This is a genomic window from Bacillus cereus group sp. BfR-BA-01310 (genome assembly GCF_022664325.1).
In the GTDB taxonomy this organism is placed as follows: Bacteria; Bacillota; Bacilli; order Bacillales; family Bacillaceae_G; genus Bacillus_A; species Bacillus_A paramycoides.
In genome coordinates, this window is sequence record NZ_JAKUHD010000001.1 from 637,361 (window position 1) to 654,728 (window position 17,368).

Here is a 17,368-nt window from a genome sequence, read left to right on the forward strand (position 1 = left end):
TTATGATTCGTAATAATTACCATAATAAACATTTGAATACGGCCATGTCATTAAATATGGCTTTCGCTCTTGCGTATTCTGTTGTTGAGGTTGTTGTAATTGCTGCGGTTGTTGATACACTCCAAATTGTCTTCGCATATCATGTACCGGATAATATGTTGGATACGAGTATACTTGAGGTACGTAATAATAATACATTCATTCTCTCCCCCTTTTTCTTAAACATATTCAACGGAGAAAATGAATGTGACATTCTTTATATTTGTACAAGTGGTTCTCTCACTCGTTTCTTTCTTTTCTTCAAACGTAACTTACGATTCTTTTCATATAAATAATGCACAACGAAATATGAAATTACCCCAAACACAACTCCTATTATCGTCATACCAATCAATACATACACTTCACTCTGTAACAAGCTCTTTAACATTGTGAAAATATGGCTCGAAAACAAATCTGATATCGTAAATGGTTCATGATGTATTTTCTTTACATGAAATGGATAAATCGTTTTCCCTAACGCGTAAGCAAATGGAAATAAAAATACTGGGAGAAACGATATTTTCCCAATAATATTGCCAATGACTGCGGCTGGAAAAGATCCCTTTGCCAACCTGACAATTGGATAAAATATTAAATATACGAGCGATGCCGTATAAATTACTAACATTTCTAAACCAAATCCAATAGCAAAGCCTAACGACACTTTCTTTGCTCCTTCTGGCGATCGCAGTAACTTATAATATTGAAACTTTAATATTCTCCACATCCGTTGAAAAAACGAATATGTCTTCTTAGTTGTTTTCACAATTATCATCTCTTTAACTATATTTTTTCTATCTAGTATGTCCCTACATAATATGAAAAACAAAATTAATTTTCTCTTTTTATTATAAATGATATAGAGATAATTAACCAAATATACATCCGACATTTCAATATAAAAAAACCTTCCTTTTCAGGAAGGTTTTCCAGTATTTTGAAATAAACTCACTAATAACGCTTTTTGCGCATGCAATCGATTACCAGCTTGCTCAAAGACAACAGACTGTGGCCCATCTATTATCTCTCCTGTTACTTCTTCTTCACGATGGGCAGGTAAACAGTGTAAGAAACGATATGTTTCCTTCGCATGCATAACAAGTTCTTTATTGATTTGGTAAGGTTGAAATAAAGTATATTTCTCTTCTTCTCCTTCTTGCCCCATACTCATCCAAACGTCAGTATAAATAAAATCCGCTCCGCTTACCGCTAATTCAGGATTATGCAAAATTTCAATTTCAGACCCTGTTTCAGCTGCAATCGCTAACGCTTTTTTTACAATTTCCTCATTCGGTTCATACCCTACGGGAGTTGCAACAGTCATATTCATTCCGACTTTTGCACTCGCTAACAATAGCGAATGACATACATTATTTCCATCACCTACATAAGCTAATTTAATACCTTTAAACGCATGAACTTCTTCATATATCGTCATTAAATCTGCCAATGCTTGGCAAGGATGATGATCATCCGTTAAACCGTTAATAACTGGAATACTGGACTCTTTCGCAAGCTCTTCTACATCTGCATGCGAGAATGTACGTATCATAATTCCATCAATATAATGAGATAGTACTTTCGCAGTATCTGACACCGTTTCTCCTCTGCCAATTTGCATCTCTTTTCCACTTAAAAACATTCCATGTCCTCCAAGCTGTACCATCCCTGCTTCAAAAGAAACGCGAGTACGAGTTGAATGTTTATCAAAAATGAGACCTAATATTTTTCCTTGTAATAAAGGCTCCTGCTTATTCTTTTTTAAATATATAGCAAATTCAATTAAAGAAATGATTTCTTCTTGCGTTAATTCCTCTAGTGTTAAAAGATCTTTCGTATTTAATTTTGGTACTTGTACAGTTGACATGAAATTTCCCCCTTATATGATTGATGCATTTTTTGTACAAACTATCTTTTTTATCATATATACCGCTTGTTCTAGCTCTTCATTCGTTACAATAAATGGCGGTAATAGTCTTATAACATTAGGCCCTGCTTGTAATACGAGAAGTCCTTCTTCTTCTAGTTGTTCTATAAAACTTGCAACTTCATGCTTACACTCAATCCCAATCATAAGCCCCTTACCACGTATATTTTGAATACATTCGACATGTCGTAATTCCTCTCGCAACTTCTCTAATACGTACTCGCCCTTTTCCTTTACTTCTTTTAAAAACGATGGTTTCTTACTTACTTGCAATACTTCTTTCGCTGCAGCCATTGCAATATAATTCCCACCAAACGTTGAACCGTGTGATCCTGCAGTAAACGACGTTCCAAGTTCTTTCCGGCCAATCATCGCTCCAACGGGAATGCCATTTCCAAGAGCCTTAGCAGTAGTAACGATATCAGGATCTATTCCCATTTGTTCGTAAGCAAATAGTGTTCCTGTTCTTCCGATCCCTGTTTGTACTTCGTCTATAATAAATAATGAACCGAACTTATTACATAATGTTTCAATCGCTTTCAAAAAAGATAGATCAGCAGGTATTACTCCTCCCTCTCCTTGAACAACTTCTACCATTACCGCCGCAACTTCTTCACTCATTACTTCCTCTAACGCCTTAATATCGTTAAAAGGGGTATGTAAAAAAGACGGAAGTAGTGGACCAAATCCTTCTTTCACTTTATTTTGCCCCGTCGCACTCATCGTTCCGAATGTTCTACCGTGAAAAGATTGCTCACATGTTACGACGAGAGATTTTCCAGTATGCTTACGGGCTAACTTCAAAGCAGCTTCATTCGCCTCTGCTCCGCTATTACAGAAAAACACATAATCTAATGCTATATTTTCTGTTAATAATGACGCGACTTCTTCTTGTAAGCTGTTTGTAAACAGGTTAGATATATGCCATATATCATCAAGTTGCTCTTGTACAGCTTTCATAACAGTAGGGTGACAATGTCCTAAATTACATACGCCAATTCCCGACGTAAAATCTAAATACTGGTTACCATTTTTATCAATAACTTTCGTTCCATTTCCCTTTACAAACTCAATATTTCTTCTCCCATACGTTTGAAAAAGATGACTTGTCATACGATACTCACTCCTTTCGTTACCGTCGTTCCGATACACTCTCCTGTAACTTCAGTAAAATCTTTTGTACCGTTCACAATACTTACCTTTTGCACTCCCATTTTTAAAGATGTCAGTGCCGCCTGTACTTTCGGAATCATCCCGCCTGTAATAACTCCTTTTTCTATAAAAGTAACAATTTCAGATTCGTCCGTTTTCTTTACCAATTTTCCTTCATGTAATATTCCATCTACATCCGTAATAAAAATGAGTTCTTTTGCGGATAATGCGACCGCAATCCCAGCTGCAGCGGTATCAGCATTTATGTTATAAATCTCATTATCATTTATCCCGATTGGAGCAATAACAGGAATATAATTCATATTTATTAATCCTTTTAATAAGGCTGTTTCTACATAACTTACTTCTCCCACATATCCTATCCCTTCGCTGGCAGGCTGAACTTGAAGTAACTTACCGTCACACCCTGAAAGCCCAACTGCAAGTAAATTATGCTTTTGTAAATTCATTACAAACTTTTTATTCGTACTTCCGCATAGCACCATTTGAACAACATCCATAACTTCTTTTGGTGTTACTCGTAACCCATCTTTCTTTTCTACCTTGATATTATAGTCTTCTAACTTAGCATCAATTTCTGGGCCACCGCCATGGACAATAACTATCTTATAATTCTTTTGCAATTTCTTTATGCACTCAAAAAACGCACTATTTAATCGATTCAACATGCTCCCGCCGCATTTAACTACAATATAATCACTCATCTTCTCTCTCCTTATGTACGATAACAAGCGTTTATTTTCACATATTCATAACTTAAGTCGCAGCCCCAAGCAGATCCAGTTTCTTCTCCTAAATGTAAATACACATCAATAATAATTTCATGTTCTTGTAATTTTTTTTTCATTCCCTCTGCAGAAAACATTTGAGGTTCACTATTTTTTAACACATTGATAGATTGAAGGGTGATATCAATTGTATTTGGATTAATAGCTACTTCACTTTGGCCAATACTACTAATTATTCGCCCCCAATTTGGGTCTTCACCGTATATTGCTGTTTTCACAAGACTCGAACCGACAATTTGCTTTGCGATTTTCTTTGCTTCTTCGTTTGTTCGAGCCCCTAGCACATTTACTTCTATTAACTTCGTAGCCCCTTCACCATCTTGCGCAATTTTTTTTGCTAAATCTTCACATACCTTTTGTAAAGCAACTACGAAAGTTTCCCACTCTTTATGTTCCATACTTATTGGCTTCGTTTCTGATAATCCACTTGCCATAACGATGACCATATCATTCGTAGAAGTATCTCCGTCCACCGTAATTTGATTAAATGTATGATTCGTAATTTGTGATAGTGCTGTTTGTAATACGTCATTCTCTATATTGGCGTCTGTTGTAATAAAACTAAGCATCGTTGCCATATTGGGATGAACCATCCCAGAACCTTTTGCGACCCCAGCAATTGTTACTTCTTTTCCGTCAATTATCATCTCATAGCAAGATTCTTTCGTCATAAGATCCGTCGTTAAAATCGCTTCACAAAAAGAATGAGCTTCACTTACTTCCTTTGTTGGTACAAGTGATTCAATTCCCTCTCGAATTATATCCATCGGTAAAGGTACTCCAATTACACCTGTTGAAGCGACCGCGACGTAATTCGTTTTTACTCCAAAGTGTTCAGCTCCTAATGTTCGCATCTCGTAAGCATCTTGCAATCCTTTCATTCCCGTACAAGCATTTGCATTTCCACTATTAACGACGATTACTTGTAATTTCCCTTCCGCCGCTATACTATCTTTCGTTACTTGCAACGGCGCTGCTTGCATTTGATTTGTTGTATAAACAGCGGCACACGATGCTGGCACTTCACAAATGATTGCACCTATATCCTTTTTCTCCTTTTTCAAACCATTTGCAGTACCAATTGCCGAAAAGCCTTTCGGAGTGACAATTGAACCATTTTCTAATTTATTAATGGACGATTCTTTAATCATAATTTCCCCCTTATGGATAAAGCGGAATATGCTGTAAACCCGTTGCCTCTTCCAATCCCGCTAATATATTTGCATTTTGAATCGCTTGCCCCGCTGCACCTTTCATCATATTATCTATAACAGAAACTACTGTAATTCTTTCTGTTCTTTCATCGTAGGCTAACCCAATATCACAATAATTTGAGCCTCTTACTTCTTTCGGGCTTGGGAATTTTCCTTGAGAACGAATTCGAACGAAAGCTGAGTTGTGATACGTTTCTTCATACAACTTTTGAAGTTGTTGCATTTTGATTTTTTGTTTTACTTTTGCATAGAGTGTAACCATAATCCCTCGTGATATCGGTATTAAATGTGTACTAAATGTAATTGGCTTCGCTTCATCATTCCATTCTATAAGCATTTGCTCAATCTCAGGAACATGCTGATGCTTATTTACTTTATAAATGTGAAAATTATCGTATAGTTCTGGAAAGTGAGTCATTGTTGTTGGTGTTTTTCCCGCTCCTGATACTCCTGACTTTGCATCTATAATAATTGAATCTTCTTCAACTATCCCGTTTTGCATTAACGGCGCTACCGCTAGCAATGTCGCTGTTGCAAAACATCCCGGATTTGCAATTAAATCCGCACTTTGAACTTCAGACTTTTTCCATTCGCTTAATCCATACACTGCTTTTCTGAGAATCTCTCCCTTTGCAGCTGGCCGCTTATACCACATTTCATATAGCGAAGGATCTACCATACGAAAGTCACCCGATAAATCAATTACTTTCAAACCTACTTCTAATAATTTTGGTGTGAGCTCCACAGATACTCCCGCGGGCGTTGCTAAAAATACAATCTCCGCTACCTTCCTTATTTCATCCACATCAATTTCTTGCAACTTATGAACGAGAACACTCCGCAAATGCGGATATGCATTCGCTATACATTCACCAACTTGCGAAAAGGAGTGGAGAGATGCTATTGAGAAGTAGGGGTGTTGCTCTAATAACCTAATTAATTCAATACCTCCATATCCAGTTGCTCCAATAATTGCGACTTTCATATGCTCCTCCTTAAATCGATTCTTTAAATTAAGTATGATTATAATATTGTATATTTATAGAGTCAATTAAATATTTATTAATTTTAAAAACTTTAAAAACTTAATTTTACTAGAAAAATAATATACGCAGATGAATTTTTATACAAAAATTATGTATGGTAGTATTTTCATTTCACTTCAAGTACAATAAAACAATACATGTATACATATGGGCGGGGAAAAACATGAATGAAAAATTAATTGAGAAAATGATTACAAAAAGTTTTCGGCAATATCAATGTAATCCTGTTTCAAAAGAGGATCAGGAAATGTTAATTAAACATATTCAAACGATAATTCATTCAAATACTGAAATTGATGTGTACGAGGCGGTTGAAGATATCGTTTACGATTATGTGACCGGAAAATAAAAAAATAGGAGATTTCCATATGGAAATCTCCTATTTTTTACTTAATGATTTACCTGCAACACGTTCAAATACCCCCGGGAATAATGCATAGAGCTTCGGCCCAATTCCCATCCACTTCGGCAAGTTTACTTCACGTTTTTTCGTTTGCATCGCCTTTACGATTTGTTCTGCTACATATGTTGGTTTTAACATGTAACGTCCCATATTTTTCACATATGTACCTGATTGATCGGCTATTTCAAAAAAGTTCGTATCTATCGGTCCCGGGTTAATTGCTGTTACATACACATTTGTGTTAGATAACTCCATACGTAAACTATTCGTAAATCCTAATACAGCGTGTTTTGTTGCTGCATAAGCACTCGACTTCGGAGTTGCAATTTTTCCAGCCAATGAAGCAATATTAATAATTTGTCCTTCGTTCCTTGTTACCATATAAGGTAATACTGCTTTCGTACAAGCTACTAATCCAAATACATTTACTTGAAACATATCCTTTACTTCATCCATTGACGCATCTTCAAATGTTTTAAAAATACCAAATCCCGCATTGTTTACCAATATATCAATACGTCCTACTTCTTGTAATACCTTTGAAAAAACTGATTGTACTTTCGTTTCTTCACTTACATCTAATACATAGTAATAGCAAGGCGTATTATAAGTTGCTTTAATTTTTTCTGCTAATGCTTGTAGTTTCTCTTCTGTTCGAGCCATTAATACTGGAGTCGCTCCTTGCTCCGCAACCTGCATTGCGACTTGCTCTCCAATTCCACTAGAAGCACCTGTAATGACGATTACTTTTTCTTGTAAACGTCCCGTCATTGCTGTCACCTACTTTGCATAATAAATCAATTGTTGCGAAGATTCATCAATCATCACTTGTTGATTATATGCTAAAAAGTCTAATTGTCCAACAGTTTCTGAGATAGTAAGTGGCAATTGTTCTTTATATAATACCGGAAATAATTTTACACATACTTCAAATGCTGTCATTGGCTTTTCTTTTAATAACTCAAGCACTTTAAACGCTCGTGTTTCTTGCTTTTGTAACCTCGTTTCAATAAGTTGTTTCACATTCAAAACATCTTCCCCATGTCCTGATAAAATACGTGAAATATTCATCTCACTTAAACGTTTTAACGTTTGATTGTACTGCAATAATGGACGTGCTCTTTCTGTTTGCCCTTCATATGGTGGTTCTAATATTGGATTAGAAGAAATATGACTAATGAGCGCATCCCCACCAATTAATATTCCATCAGATTCTCTATATAATGAAATATGAGTAGAAGCATGACCTGGCGTTTCAATCACTGTAAATCCAGGTAACGAATCTATACGATCTCCCTCTCTCACAGTGTGTGTTAACGATCTATTACAAGAATATTTAAGTGTCTTCGTCGTCAATAGTGCCTCATCATTCAAAAATGCTGCTGGAACTCCGAACTGTAGTGCTGTCTCTTTAAAAAATTCATGATACCGCTTTAAAAACTCGGCATTCTGCGTAATCCATGGTTCATTCCAAGGATGTCCGATAATATTTACTTTTTCAGAAAATGTATTTAAAAGTCCACAATGATCCGCATGGTGATGCGTAATCACTACCGTTTCAATATCTTCTATCTTATATCCTAATACATCTAAATGACTTTCTAGTGCCTTCTTTGCCTCTTCTGTATTTGTCCCTGTATCAATTAACGTTAATGTTTCTCCCTCAACTAAAAACACATTCACTGTCTCAACTGCAAATGGAACAGGAATCTCCATTCGATGAATCGCCGTCATGCTTAGCCCCCCCTGTTTCTTTCCGGTTCAAAAATGAATACCTCTTCAGTTTACAACTTCTCCACAAATTTGTCATTATTTTCAGATAAAAAGAGGTGTTTCCCATAAAAAACCGAATGTATGTACATTTATAAGCATTTCTAACCAAATTTAAAGGAGGAACATCATGTCTATTCAAAATATTTCCTTTCTCGGTGCAGGCTCTATTGCCGAAGCAATTATTGGTGGTTTATTAGACGCAAATGTTGTCAAAGGGGAACATATTACTGTAAGTAATCGTTCTAACGAGACACGATTACAGGAGTTACATAAAAAATACGGGACTAAAGGTACACATAACAAAAAAGAATTACTTACTGATGCAAATATTCTTTTTCTAGCTATGAAGCCAAAAGATGTCGCAGAAGCGATTATCCCTCTTAAAGAACATATAAATAACAACCTGCTTATTATCTCGTTATTGGCAGGTGTTTCTACCCATTCAATTAGAAACCTACTTCAAAAAGACATTCCGATTATTCGTGCAATGCCAAATACATCTGCGGCTATTTTAAAATCTGCTACCGCCATCTCACCTTCAGAACATGCAACGGAAGAACATATTCGCACTGCAACAGCTTTATTTGAGACGATTGGCCTCGTCTCTGTTGTAGAGGAAGAAGATATGCATGCTGTCACTGCATTATCCGGAAGCGGACCAGCTTATATTTATTACGTAGTGGAAGCAATGGAAGAAGCTGCAAAAAAAATTGGTCTGAAAGAAGATGTTGCAAAATCACTTATTCTTCAAACGATGATTGGTGCTGCTGAAATGCTAAAAGCAAGTGAAAAACACCCTTCTATTTTGCGAAAAGAAATTACTTCTCCTGGCGGAACTACCGAAGCAGGAATAGAAGTATTACGGGAGCATAATTTTCAACAAGCACTAGTCTCATGTATTACACAAGCGACGAAACGATCACATGATCTCGGAAAAACATTAGAACAAATCACAAACGAAAAATAGAAAACGGAGCTCAACTTTATTTGAGCTCCGTTTTCTCATAATTATTCTTAATTATTACTCTTCCCAAAGATCTCTTCTTGCAGACGACGACCTGTCGGTGTTGCTGCAAGTCCACCTTCAGCTGTTTCACGAAGTGCTACTGGCATCGTTTGTCCGATTCTAAACATCGCCTCAATTACTTCGTCACATGGAATTGTGCTAGTTACACCAGCTAATGATAAATCAGCTGAAATCATGGCATTTGAAGCACCTGCTGCATTCCGTTTTACACAAGGTACTTCTACAAGCCCTGCAACAGGATCACATACTAAACCAAGCATGTTCTTTAAAGAAATCGCCATCGCTGTAGCTGCTTGATCTGGTGTTCCACCAGCCATCTCAACTGCGGCTGCGGCTGCCATTCCACTCGCTGAACCTACTTCAGCTTGGCAACCTCCTGCCGCACCAGAAATACAAGCATTATTCGCAACAACCATACCGAAAGCTCCTGCTGTAAATAAAAATTCAATCATTTCTTCACGTGTAGGCTGTAATTTTTCTTTAAGTGCAAACAGTACGCCTGGCACTGTTCCAGCTGATCCTGCTGTTGGTGTTGCACAAATGATTCCCATCGCCGCATTTACTTCATTTGTCGCAACAGCTTTACTCACTGCGTCCAAAATTGTATCCCCGGATAAGCCTTTTCCACTCTGCATATACGCTTGAACTTTCACAGCATCCCCGCCAGTTAAACCAGTCGGTGATTTTACACCACGAATACCGCGTTCTACTGCTTGTTCCATCACGACTAAGTTCTTTTCCATTCCGGCAATTACTTCTTCACGTGATATACTTCTTGTTTCCATTTCACACTGAATCATAATTTCTGCGATTTTTACATTTTGTTCTTTAGCTTGCGCCACTAGTTCCGCTGCGTTCCGAAACATGATGTGTCCCCCCTGCAATTAATCCATAATAGTTACTTGACAAATATTTTGTTGCCCATTTATTTCTTCAATCACTTCGTCTGCTAATAATTCATCTGTTTCAATGACCATAAGCGCTCTTCTTCCTTTTTCTTTACGAGAAACACTCATTGTACTAATGTTAATCTCATGTTTTGCAAGGATTGAAGCTACAGCTGCAATAGCACCAAAGCGATCGTTATTTACAATAAGCAGCGCTGGACTCGTTCCTGATAATTGAAGATCGAATCCGTTTAATTCTACAACTTCGATTTTACCGCCACCGATTGAGCAAGCAACAACTTCGATTTCCTCTTCTCCTTTATACAGACGAATTTTCGCTGTATTAGGATGTGGAGCATTTGCATCTTCTTCAATGAATTCCACTTCAATTCCGCGTTCTTTTGCAATGTCTAACGCACTTGGAATACGTAAATCATCTGTTTCAAATCCTAGTATTCCACCGATTAACGCTACATCCGTACCGTGACCACGGTATGTTTTTGCAAATGAACCATATAATGAAATGCTAACTCTCTCTGGCTCATGACGAAACAGCTGACGAGCAACTTGCCCCATTCTTGCAGCGCCTGCTGTATGTGAACTTGATGGACCAATCATAACCGGACCAATAATATCAAACACTGAGCGATACTTCATCATAACTCCCCCTAAAACTCTATGAAAAGATTATTTTCTACTATTAAAAATGATATGAGATAACCAGCAATAAAGCCTGGTAGCAAACCAAATTTTAACACAGAAGCCCCTACAAGCATAGCATAAACAGGTGATACACCCATTGCTAATGCAACTAAAGTTGCACCAGCTACTCCGCCCAGACTACCTGCTGATTGTCCAACCTCTTTTAGGAATGGTATACCAATCAAATCTCCACCAACGTATAATTGAAAAGCTTCAACTAAGAAACTTGCAACGGCCGCATTTGCTAAAGCTCCATTGCTTTCATACCATTTGGCGCTTTAAAACTAAAGAGTGAAAAAAGACTTAGTACAAATAATAGTAATACCGTTCCCTTAATAATCTCTATGATGCCCTCTCCCTTTTTAGTCAATTTCGTTTGTTACGAAAAATGGCTAAAACGCACGCTGTAACTTACGATAAATTATAATGTGCCCTCATTATAGCTTGTTTTTTATAAAACGCTTACTTTTATTGAATTTTAAAATTTCTGAACAAAAATCCATTTCCCTTGTTTGTATTAGTTGTATATAAGCGTGCTTATATAACAGTTTGTCTAAATAATCGGTATTATGTATTTTCATCCTATATATTCAAACCATTACAAAACTCTGTATTATTCCATATAAACATGAAATGATAACAGTTTGAGTAAAAAAAAATTATCATAAATAAAAAAAATGGCAAACGTACGTTACCATTTTTTTACGAAAATATTACTTCTCTACTGGGAATGATTTTAAATCCATCGCTATTTCTGTATTAGAAAATAACTCCCGTGCCTCTTTCAATAATTCCTTATATGTATCTCCTTGATAACGCGAACTAATATGAGTCAATATTAATCGCTTCACATTTGCCTTAAGTGCGATACTCGCAGCTTGCTTTGTTGTGGAATGGAAATAATCATGCGCCTGTTGCTCATCTTCTGCTGCAAAAGTTGCTTCATGAACAAGTACATCAGCATCTTGCGCAAGCTCTTTACTCGCTTCGCAATATCGTGTATCGCCTAAAATTGTAATAACTCTCCCTTTTTGAGGTGAACCGATAAAATCTTTTCCACTTAGTACAGTACCGTTCTCTAATTCAACTACTTCACCATCTTTTAAGCGTTTAAAAATCGGACCAGGTTTCACGCCAATTTCCAGCAGCTTATCCACTAAAAGAGCTCCCTGAATATCTTTTTCTACAATACGATATCCGAAACATTCAATTCCATGTGATAACCTTTTTGTTTCTACATAGAATTCATTATCGTCAAACACAATGCCTTCTTCTGTAATCTCAACGATTTCAAGTGGATATTTTACATGTGTCGTACTTACCGATAACGCTACTTCAATAAATTGTTTAATTCCTTTCGGTCCATACACCGTTAACGGCGTTGTTCCTCCTTGGAAAGAACGACTCCCTAATAAACCCGGCAAGCCAAAAATATGATCTCCATGTAAATGCGTAATAAAAATTTTTTCAATGCGTCGTGGGCGCACAGATGTATGTAAAATTTGATGCTGAGTCGCTTCACCACAGTCAAATAGCCACGTTTGCCCTCGTTCTTCTAACAATTGTAAGGCGATTGCTGAAACGTTCCTTCCTTTTGAAGGAACACCTGCACCAGTTCCTAAAAATACAAATTCCACTTTCTTTCCTCCAGCTCTTTATATAATCTACTCTTCATCTTACGGAATGTTATTTCAAATGGCAAATTGAATTTACATAACCAATCATCTAGACAACTATATAACACGAACGTTAAAAACAAAAAACTTAACAATCGTTCGTGTTTTGTAGTAATATAACTATATCACATATAAAGGGAGCATTTTATTATGAAAGAAGTATTTCGTTTACAAACTGATTTTTCATCTTCATTTGATCGCTGGGTAAGTTCTTTCGTTTCTGATCACCCAGCACAACTAGAATGGACGACTTTAAAAGAATTAATTCATGAATATACAACATCACATACAAATGAGACGTTACCAACATATATTTCTTCAGCTTTAACATATTACGCACAACGCATTGCAACAACAAACAGCTCAGAAATTGTTATTTTTGAAAATCCTACAATCTCATAATCTATAATAAAAAGCACTGTAATCAGTGCTTTTTATTTATATCCATTAAAGTATTTATTCCCCACCTTATTTCCAAAAAAACACCTCTTATTTCCTACTATATAGCCATCATGAATCTATTTAATTTTTCAAAAAAAAAGAGACAAAAAAGATATTGACACTACAAATTTACAGTGCTAATATTCAACTTGTAATTGAATATGGTCTCTGTTAGGTGAGGCTCCTGTATAGAGAAACGCTGCTGCCCAAAAATGTCGAGAGACGCCAATGGGTCAACAGGAAAGGTCGGAATGAAGGCCTTTCTTAACGTAGCTGGTTTCAGTACCTATGCTATACAGTGCTAAAACTCAACGAGGGAGAGGTGCGTATGTTTTGTCATACACAAAAACTGTTTTTATCTATGTTTAATAACAGTCTTTGTTGTTGACTCTTTTTAACTGCGAATTCAGGCCTTTACTCGTTTTGAGTAAAGGCCTTTTTTATATCTTTATGCACCTTACTATGAAACAAACATAGCATATTTAGAAACTACTAATTGTACGGAGGTGAGGAACAGTGGCAAGTGATGATTCGGCCCAGATACCCATATGTTTTACGTTAATATTTCATCATGTAGGTAGGAAAGAAGCTGTTCCTCCCTGTTTAATATAGTCGAGTAACAGATTGTTTCCTCCTTCATGAAAAGGAGGAACTACCAATGTTAAATTTACAAAGACAAGAAACGAAGCATGCTTACGATCAAGATAGCATGAAAACAAATAACGAATTATTAGTGGAAGTTGCAACGCAAGATGTAAACTCTGCGTTAAAACTTCTAGACACAACACAAGATGGACTCTCTAAACAAGAAGCGTCTCGTAGACTTTCTTTATATGGTCCGAACGAAATTGCTCATAATAAAACATTGCCATGGTATATTCAATTTCTGCTGGCATTTAAAAACCCATTTATTTTTGTTTTGTTAGCTCTTGGAGTACTCTCTTTTTTCACAGATGACATACAAGGAACAATTGTCGTATCTGTGATGGTACTACTAAGTGCAACGATTCGTTTTTTTCAAGAATTTCGTTCTCAAAAAGCTGCAGATAAGTTAAAAGCTATGGTTCGAACAACTGCAAGCGTCTCTAGAATAAATGGATTTATACACGAAACAAAAAACGTAATGAATTTAAATCGTAACCATACAACGGAAATCCCAATTGAAGAACTTGTACCTGGTGATATCATTTCACTTTCAGCTGGTGATATCGTTCCAGCTGATGTGCGTATCTTATCGGCTAAAGATTTATTTGTAAATCAGTCTTCCTTAACAGGCGAGGCACTTCCGGTAGAAAAATATGAAAACTGCTACCATACGGAAAATAAACATATATTACCGAAAAACATGAAAAAAAATTACAATCCACTCGATATGGAAAACCTTTGCTTCATGGGTACAAATATTGTTAGCGGTAGCGCAAAAGCTGTTGTCGTTTCAACAAGTACGGATACGTATTTCGGCTCTTTGGCAAAAAAGGTTATCGGAAAACGTGCAGAAACAAGCTTTGATAAAGGCGTAAACAAAGTAAGTTGGCTCTTAATCACATTCATGCTTATTATGACACCTATTGTCCTCCTCATTAATGGATTCACAAAAGGAGATTGGCAAGAAGCTTTCTTCTTTGCTATTGCCGTTGCAGTTGGTCTTACACCTGAAATGTTACCAATGATTGTAACTGCTAATTTAGCTAAAGGTGCCGTTAACATGTCTAAGCAAAAAGTAATTGTAAAACAGCTAAACTCTATTCAAAACTTAGGTGCTATGAACATCCTTTGTACAGATAAAACTGGAACTTTAACAGAAGATAAAGTTGTCCTTGTTCGTCATTTAGATCCTAATGGAAATGAATGTAATCGCGTCTTACAATTTGCATATTTAAATAGCTTCTATCAAACTGGATTGAAAAATTTAATAGATAAAGCTGTCATTGAACATACAGAGGAAAACCATAAATTTGATCCATCAGCTTTTCAAAAACTAGATGAAATTCCATTTGATTTTGCTCGCCGTCGTATGTCTGTCATCGTGAAAGAGATTTCAGGTGAACATACAATGGTCTGTAAAGGTGCCGTAGAAGAAATCTTATCAATTTGCAACTACACTGAAGTGGATGGGCAAATTGTCCCTCTTACTGAAGAAGTGAGAGAAAATGTAAAACACCTTAGCGAAACTTTAAATAGTGAAGGAATGCGTGTCATCGCTGTAGCATACAAGAAAGATAACAAACCTGATTATAAAGCTTATGCGGTACAAGATGAATCCGCTATGATTCTTACTGGATATATCGGCTTTTTAGATCCACCAAAACCATCTGCTGCTTCTGCAATTCAAGCATTGCATAAACACGGCGTACAAGTGAAAATCTTAACTGGCGATAACGAAATTGTTACAAAAAAAGTTTGCAAGGAAGTTGGATTAAATATAGGGGAGCCTGTCCTCGGTTACGAAATTGATTCTTTACCAGATAAAGTATTAGCAAAACTAGCAGAAGAAACAACAGTGTTCGCAAAACTAAATCCAATGCAAAAATCTCGCATCATTCGCGTATTACAAGGGAATGGTCACACTGTAGGTTATATGGGGGATGGTATTAACGATGCCGTTGCACTACGTGATGCTGACGTTGGGATATCTGTTGATACTGCTACTGATATTGCAAAAGAATCTTCCGATATTATCCTACTTGAAAAAAGTTTAACTATATTAGAAGCAGGCATTTTAGAAGGTCGCACTACGTTCGGCAATATTTTAAAATATATAAAAATGACAGCTAGCTCTAATTTTGGAAATGTATTTAGTGTATTAGTGGCGAGTGCTTTCATTCCATTTTTACCGATGCTTGCAATTCATCTATTAATTCAAAACCTACTTTACGATTTTTCTCAACTTTCTATTCCATGGGATAAGATGGATAAAGAATTTTTAGAAAAACCAAGAAAATGGGATACTGCAAACTTACGTAATTTCATTATTTGTATCGGCCCAATTAGCTCTATATTCGATATTATCACATACGTTGTCATGTGGAATGTATTCGGTGCAAATACACCTGGAGAACAATCGCTATTCCAATCTGGTTGGTTTGTCGTTGGGTTACTAACGCAAACATTAATTGTTCACATGATCAGAACACAGAAGATTCCATTCATTCAAAGTACTGCATCAATACCAGTTCTCTTATTAACTGCTTGTATTATGGCAATTGGTATCTACATTCCGTTCTCACCACTTGGTGCAGCAGTTGGTTTACAAGCATTACCACTAAGCTACTTCCCATGGTTAATAGGAATATTATTAGGTTATGCTTTCTTAACACAATTCCTGAAAAAACTTTATATTAAAAAGTTTCATAGCTGGTTGTAAAAATAAGAATGAGTGGGTATTTCTCACTCATTCTTAAAAAATATACCATGTACTTAAATGTATGGAGGTGACCATGATGGTATGGTATGACATCGTATTAAGATTATTTATAGCAATTATTGTAGGAGCTTGCATCGGAATGGAAAGACAATGGAGACATCGAATGGCTGGGCTACGAACAAACGCTCTCGTATCACTTGGTGCCTGTATATTTGTTTTATTATCCGTCATGCTTGATCATGAAGCTAGCCCATCACGTATCGCTGCTCAAGTTGTGAGTGGTATTGGCTTTTTAGGAGGCGGTGTTATTATTCGTGACGGTTTTAGTATTAGAGGGTTAAATACAGCGGCAACTTTATGGTGTGCAGCTGCTGTAGGTACTCTTACAGGCGCTGGCTTCCTCGTTGCAGCTATGCTAGGTGCAGCCGGCGTCTTACTAGCAAATATACTACTACGCCCAATCGCTCTATTTATGAATAATAAATCAAAAGAAGATTTACCTGAGCAAACAAACTACTTACTTTCTCTTACTTGTTCAGAAGAAAATGAAGCACATATTCGTTTTCTTCTCATGCACATGGTAAGTTCAGAAGGTATCGGTTTAAAAGAATTGTACAGTGAAGACGTTGATTCTAACAAAAAGGTATCTATACAAGCTACATTACATTGCAATACAAATGCAGCTGTCTTAATCGAAAAAATAGTAAGTAGAATGCTTTTAGAATCTGGTGTTACTGCCGCTGGCTGGAAAACTTCACTAGATTTAGAAGCAAGTTAAATCATAAAGGTGTCATGAATATAAAAGAAGGTTTTATATTCATGACACCTTCTACATACACCCATTTTTTATTTTCAAGTTATTAGCAACTGCTTGGAATAACTTAAAGTAATCCATACTCGTTCGA

The 17,368-nt window shown here is 36.4% G+C and carries 17 protein-coding genes, 1 pseudogene and 1 riboswitch; of the genes and pseudogenes, 5 read left to right on the top strand and 13 right to left on the bottom strand.

The genetic code is table 11. The features are described from left to right. From MR109_RS03275 to argC, 7 genes are all read right to left on the bottom strand, one after another. Positions 1-198, bottom strand: coding sequence for a hypothetical protein (locus MR109_RS03275; protein ID WP_048374127.1), 198 nt, complete (start codon positions 196-198; stop codon positions 1-3). Positions 199-256: 58 nt separating this feature from the next. Beyond that, the gene (locus MR109_RS03280) at positions 257-808 is read right to left on the bottom strand and encodes a DUF2062 domain-containing protein (protein WP_025150106.1); all 552 of its coding nucleotides are present in this window, start codon (positions 806-808) and stop codon (positions 257-259) included. A 150-nt stretch (positions 809-958) separates the two neighbouring features. Beyond that, positions 959-1,909, bottom strand: coding sequence for an ornithine carbamoyltransferase (gene argF / locus MR109_RS03285; RefSeq protein ID WP_242270998.1), 951 nt, complete (start codon positions 1,907-1,909; stop codon positions 959-961). A gap of 12 nt (positions 1,910-1,921) precedes the next feature. After that, on the bottom strand, positions 1,922-3,082 hold the full coding sequence (locus MR109_RS03290; RefSeq protein WP_242271000.1) for an acetylornithine transaminase: 1,161 nt from the start codon (positions 3,080-3,082) through the stop codon (positions 1,922-1,924). Continuing rightward, positions 3,079-3,846 (bottom strand): acetylglutamate kinase, encoded by a 768-nt coding sequence (gene argB / locus MR109_RS03295; RefSeq protein ID WP_242271002.1) that lies wholly within the window; start codon positions 3,844-3,846, stop codon positions 3,079-3,081. The genes MR109_RS03290 and argB overlap by 4 nt, the downstream gene beginning before the upstream one ends. 11 nt (positions 3,847-3,857) lie before the next feature. Continuing rightward, positions 3,858-5,081 (bottom strand): bifunctional glutamate N-acetyltransferase/amino-acid acetyltransferase ArgJ, encoded by a 1,224-nt coding sequence (gene argJ, locus MR109_RS03300; protein WP_242271006.1) that lies wholly within the window; start codon positions 5,079-5,081, stop codon positions 3,858-3,860. A gap of 10 nt (positions 5,082-5,091) precedes the next feature. Further along, a complete protein-coding gene (gene argC, locus MR109_RS03305) occupies positions 5,092-6,129 on the bottom strand; it encodes an N-acetyl-gamma-glutamyl-phosphate reductase (RefSeq protein ID WP_098473313.1) in 1,038 nt (345 codons plus the stop codon). A gap of 224 nt (positions 6,130-6,353) precedes the next feature. Between argC and MR109_RS03310 the strand changes: the two genes are divergently transcribed. Next, on the top strand, positions 6,354-6,539 hold the full coding sequence (locus MR109_RS03310; RefSeq protein ID WP_002145860.1) for a YqzH family protein: 186 nt from the start codon (positions 6,354-6,356) through the stop codon (positions 6,537-6,539). Between the two features lie 30 nt (positions 6,540-6,569). Here MR109_RS03310 and MR109_RS03315 read toward each other — a convergent pair whose 3' ends face one another. Both MR109_RS03315 and MR109_RS03320 read right to left on the bottom strand, forming a co-directional pair. Continuing rightward, entirely contained in the window at positions 6,570-7,364 is a 795-nt protein-coding gene (locus tag MR109_RS03315; protein ID WP_048374133.1) for an SDR family oxidoreductase, read from the bottom strand. A 9-nt stretch (positions 7,365-7,373) separates the two neighbouring features. Next, positions 7,374-8,327: an MBL fold metallo-hydrolase gene (locus tag MR109_RS03320; RefSeq protein ID WP_002173369.1), complete on the bottom strand. Its 954-nt coding sequence runs from the start codon at positions 8,325-8,327 to the stop codon at positions 7,374-7,376. Between the two features lie 166 nt (positions 8,328-8,493). On the opposite strand from MR109_RS03320, the gene proI reads away from it, so the two are divergent. Then, positions 8,494-9,333 carry a pyrroline-5-carboxylate reductase ProI gene (proI, locus tag MR109_RS03325; protein WP_048374134.1) on the top strand — a complete coding sequence of 280 codons (840 nt, stop codon included), beginning with the start codon at positions 8,494-8,496 and terminating at the stop codon, positions 9,331-9,333. A 47-nt stretch (positions 9,334-9,380) separates the two neighbouring features. On the opposite strand, the gene sdaAA is transcribed toward proI, so the two are convergent. The 4 genes and pseudogenes from sdaAA to rnz all read right to left on the bottom strand — a co-directional run bounded on the left by sdaAA (position 9,381) and on the right by rnz (position 12,619). After that, complete coding sequence (gene sdaAA / locus MR109_RS03330) at positions 9,381-10,259, bottom strand: L-serine ammonia-lyase, iron-sulfur-dependent, subunit alpha (protein ID WP_025150097.1); 879 nt, start codon at positions 10,257-10,259, stop codon at positions 9,381-9,383. A gap of 18 nt (positions 10,260-10,277) precedes the next feature. Beyond that, entirely contained in the window at positions 10,278-10,937 is a 660-nt protein-coding gene (gene sdaAB / locus MR109_RS03335; RefSeq protein WP_002173372.1) for an L-serine ammonia-lyase, iron-sulfur-dependent subunit beta, read from the bottom strand. A 41-nt stretch (positions 10,938-10,978) separates the two neighbouring features. Next, a pseudogene (locus tag MR109_RS03340) lies at positions 10,979-11,328 on the bottom strand (PTS sugar transporter subunit IIC); the annotation flags it as partial. Positions 11,329-11,695: 367 nt separating this feature from the next. Then, the gene (gene rnz / locus MR109_RS03345; protein WP_242271015.1) at positions 11,696-12,619 is read right to left on the bottom strand and encodes a ribonuclease Z; all 924 of its coding nucleotides are present in this window, start codon (positions 12,617-12,619) and stop codon (positions 11,696-11,698) included. A 189-nt stretch (positions 12,620-12,808) separates the two neighbouring features. Here rnz and MR109_RS03350 point away from each other — a divergent pair, with 189 nt between their 5' ends. The 3 genes from MR109_RS03350 (at position 12,809) to MR109_RS03360 (ending at position 17,241) form a co-directional block, all read left to right on the top strand. Next, on the top strand, positions 12,809-13,060 hold the full coding sequence (locus tag MR109_RS03350; RefSeq protein WP_002173374.1) for a DUF3932 family protein: 252 nt from the start codon (positions 12,809-12,811) through the stop codon (positions 13,058-13,060). Between the two features lie 199 nt (positions 13,061-13,259). Beyond that, positions 13,260-13,427, top strand: a riboswitch (M-box (ykoK) riboswitch). 330 nt (positions 13,428-13,757) lie between these two features. Continuing rightward, positions 13,758-16,463 (top strand): magnesium-translocating P-type ATPase, encoded by a 2,706-nt coding sequence (mgtA, locus tag MR109_RS03355; protein ID WP_002173375.1) that lies wholly within the window; start codon positions 13,758-13,760, stop codon positions 16,461-16,463. Positions 16,464-16,539: 76 nt separating this feature from the next. Continuing rightward, positions 16,540-17,241: an MgtC/SapB family protein gene (locus MR109_RS03360; RefSeq protein WP_178939088.1), complete on the top strand. Its 702-nt coding sequence runs from the start codon at positions 16,540-16,542 to the stop codon at positions 17,239-17,241. Positions 17,242-17,368 lie beyond the last annotated feature (127 nt).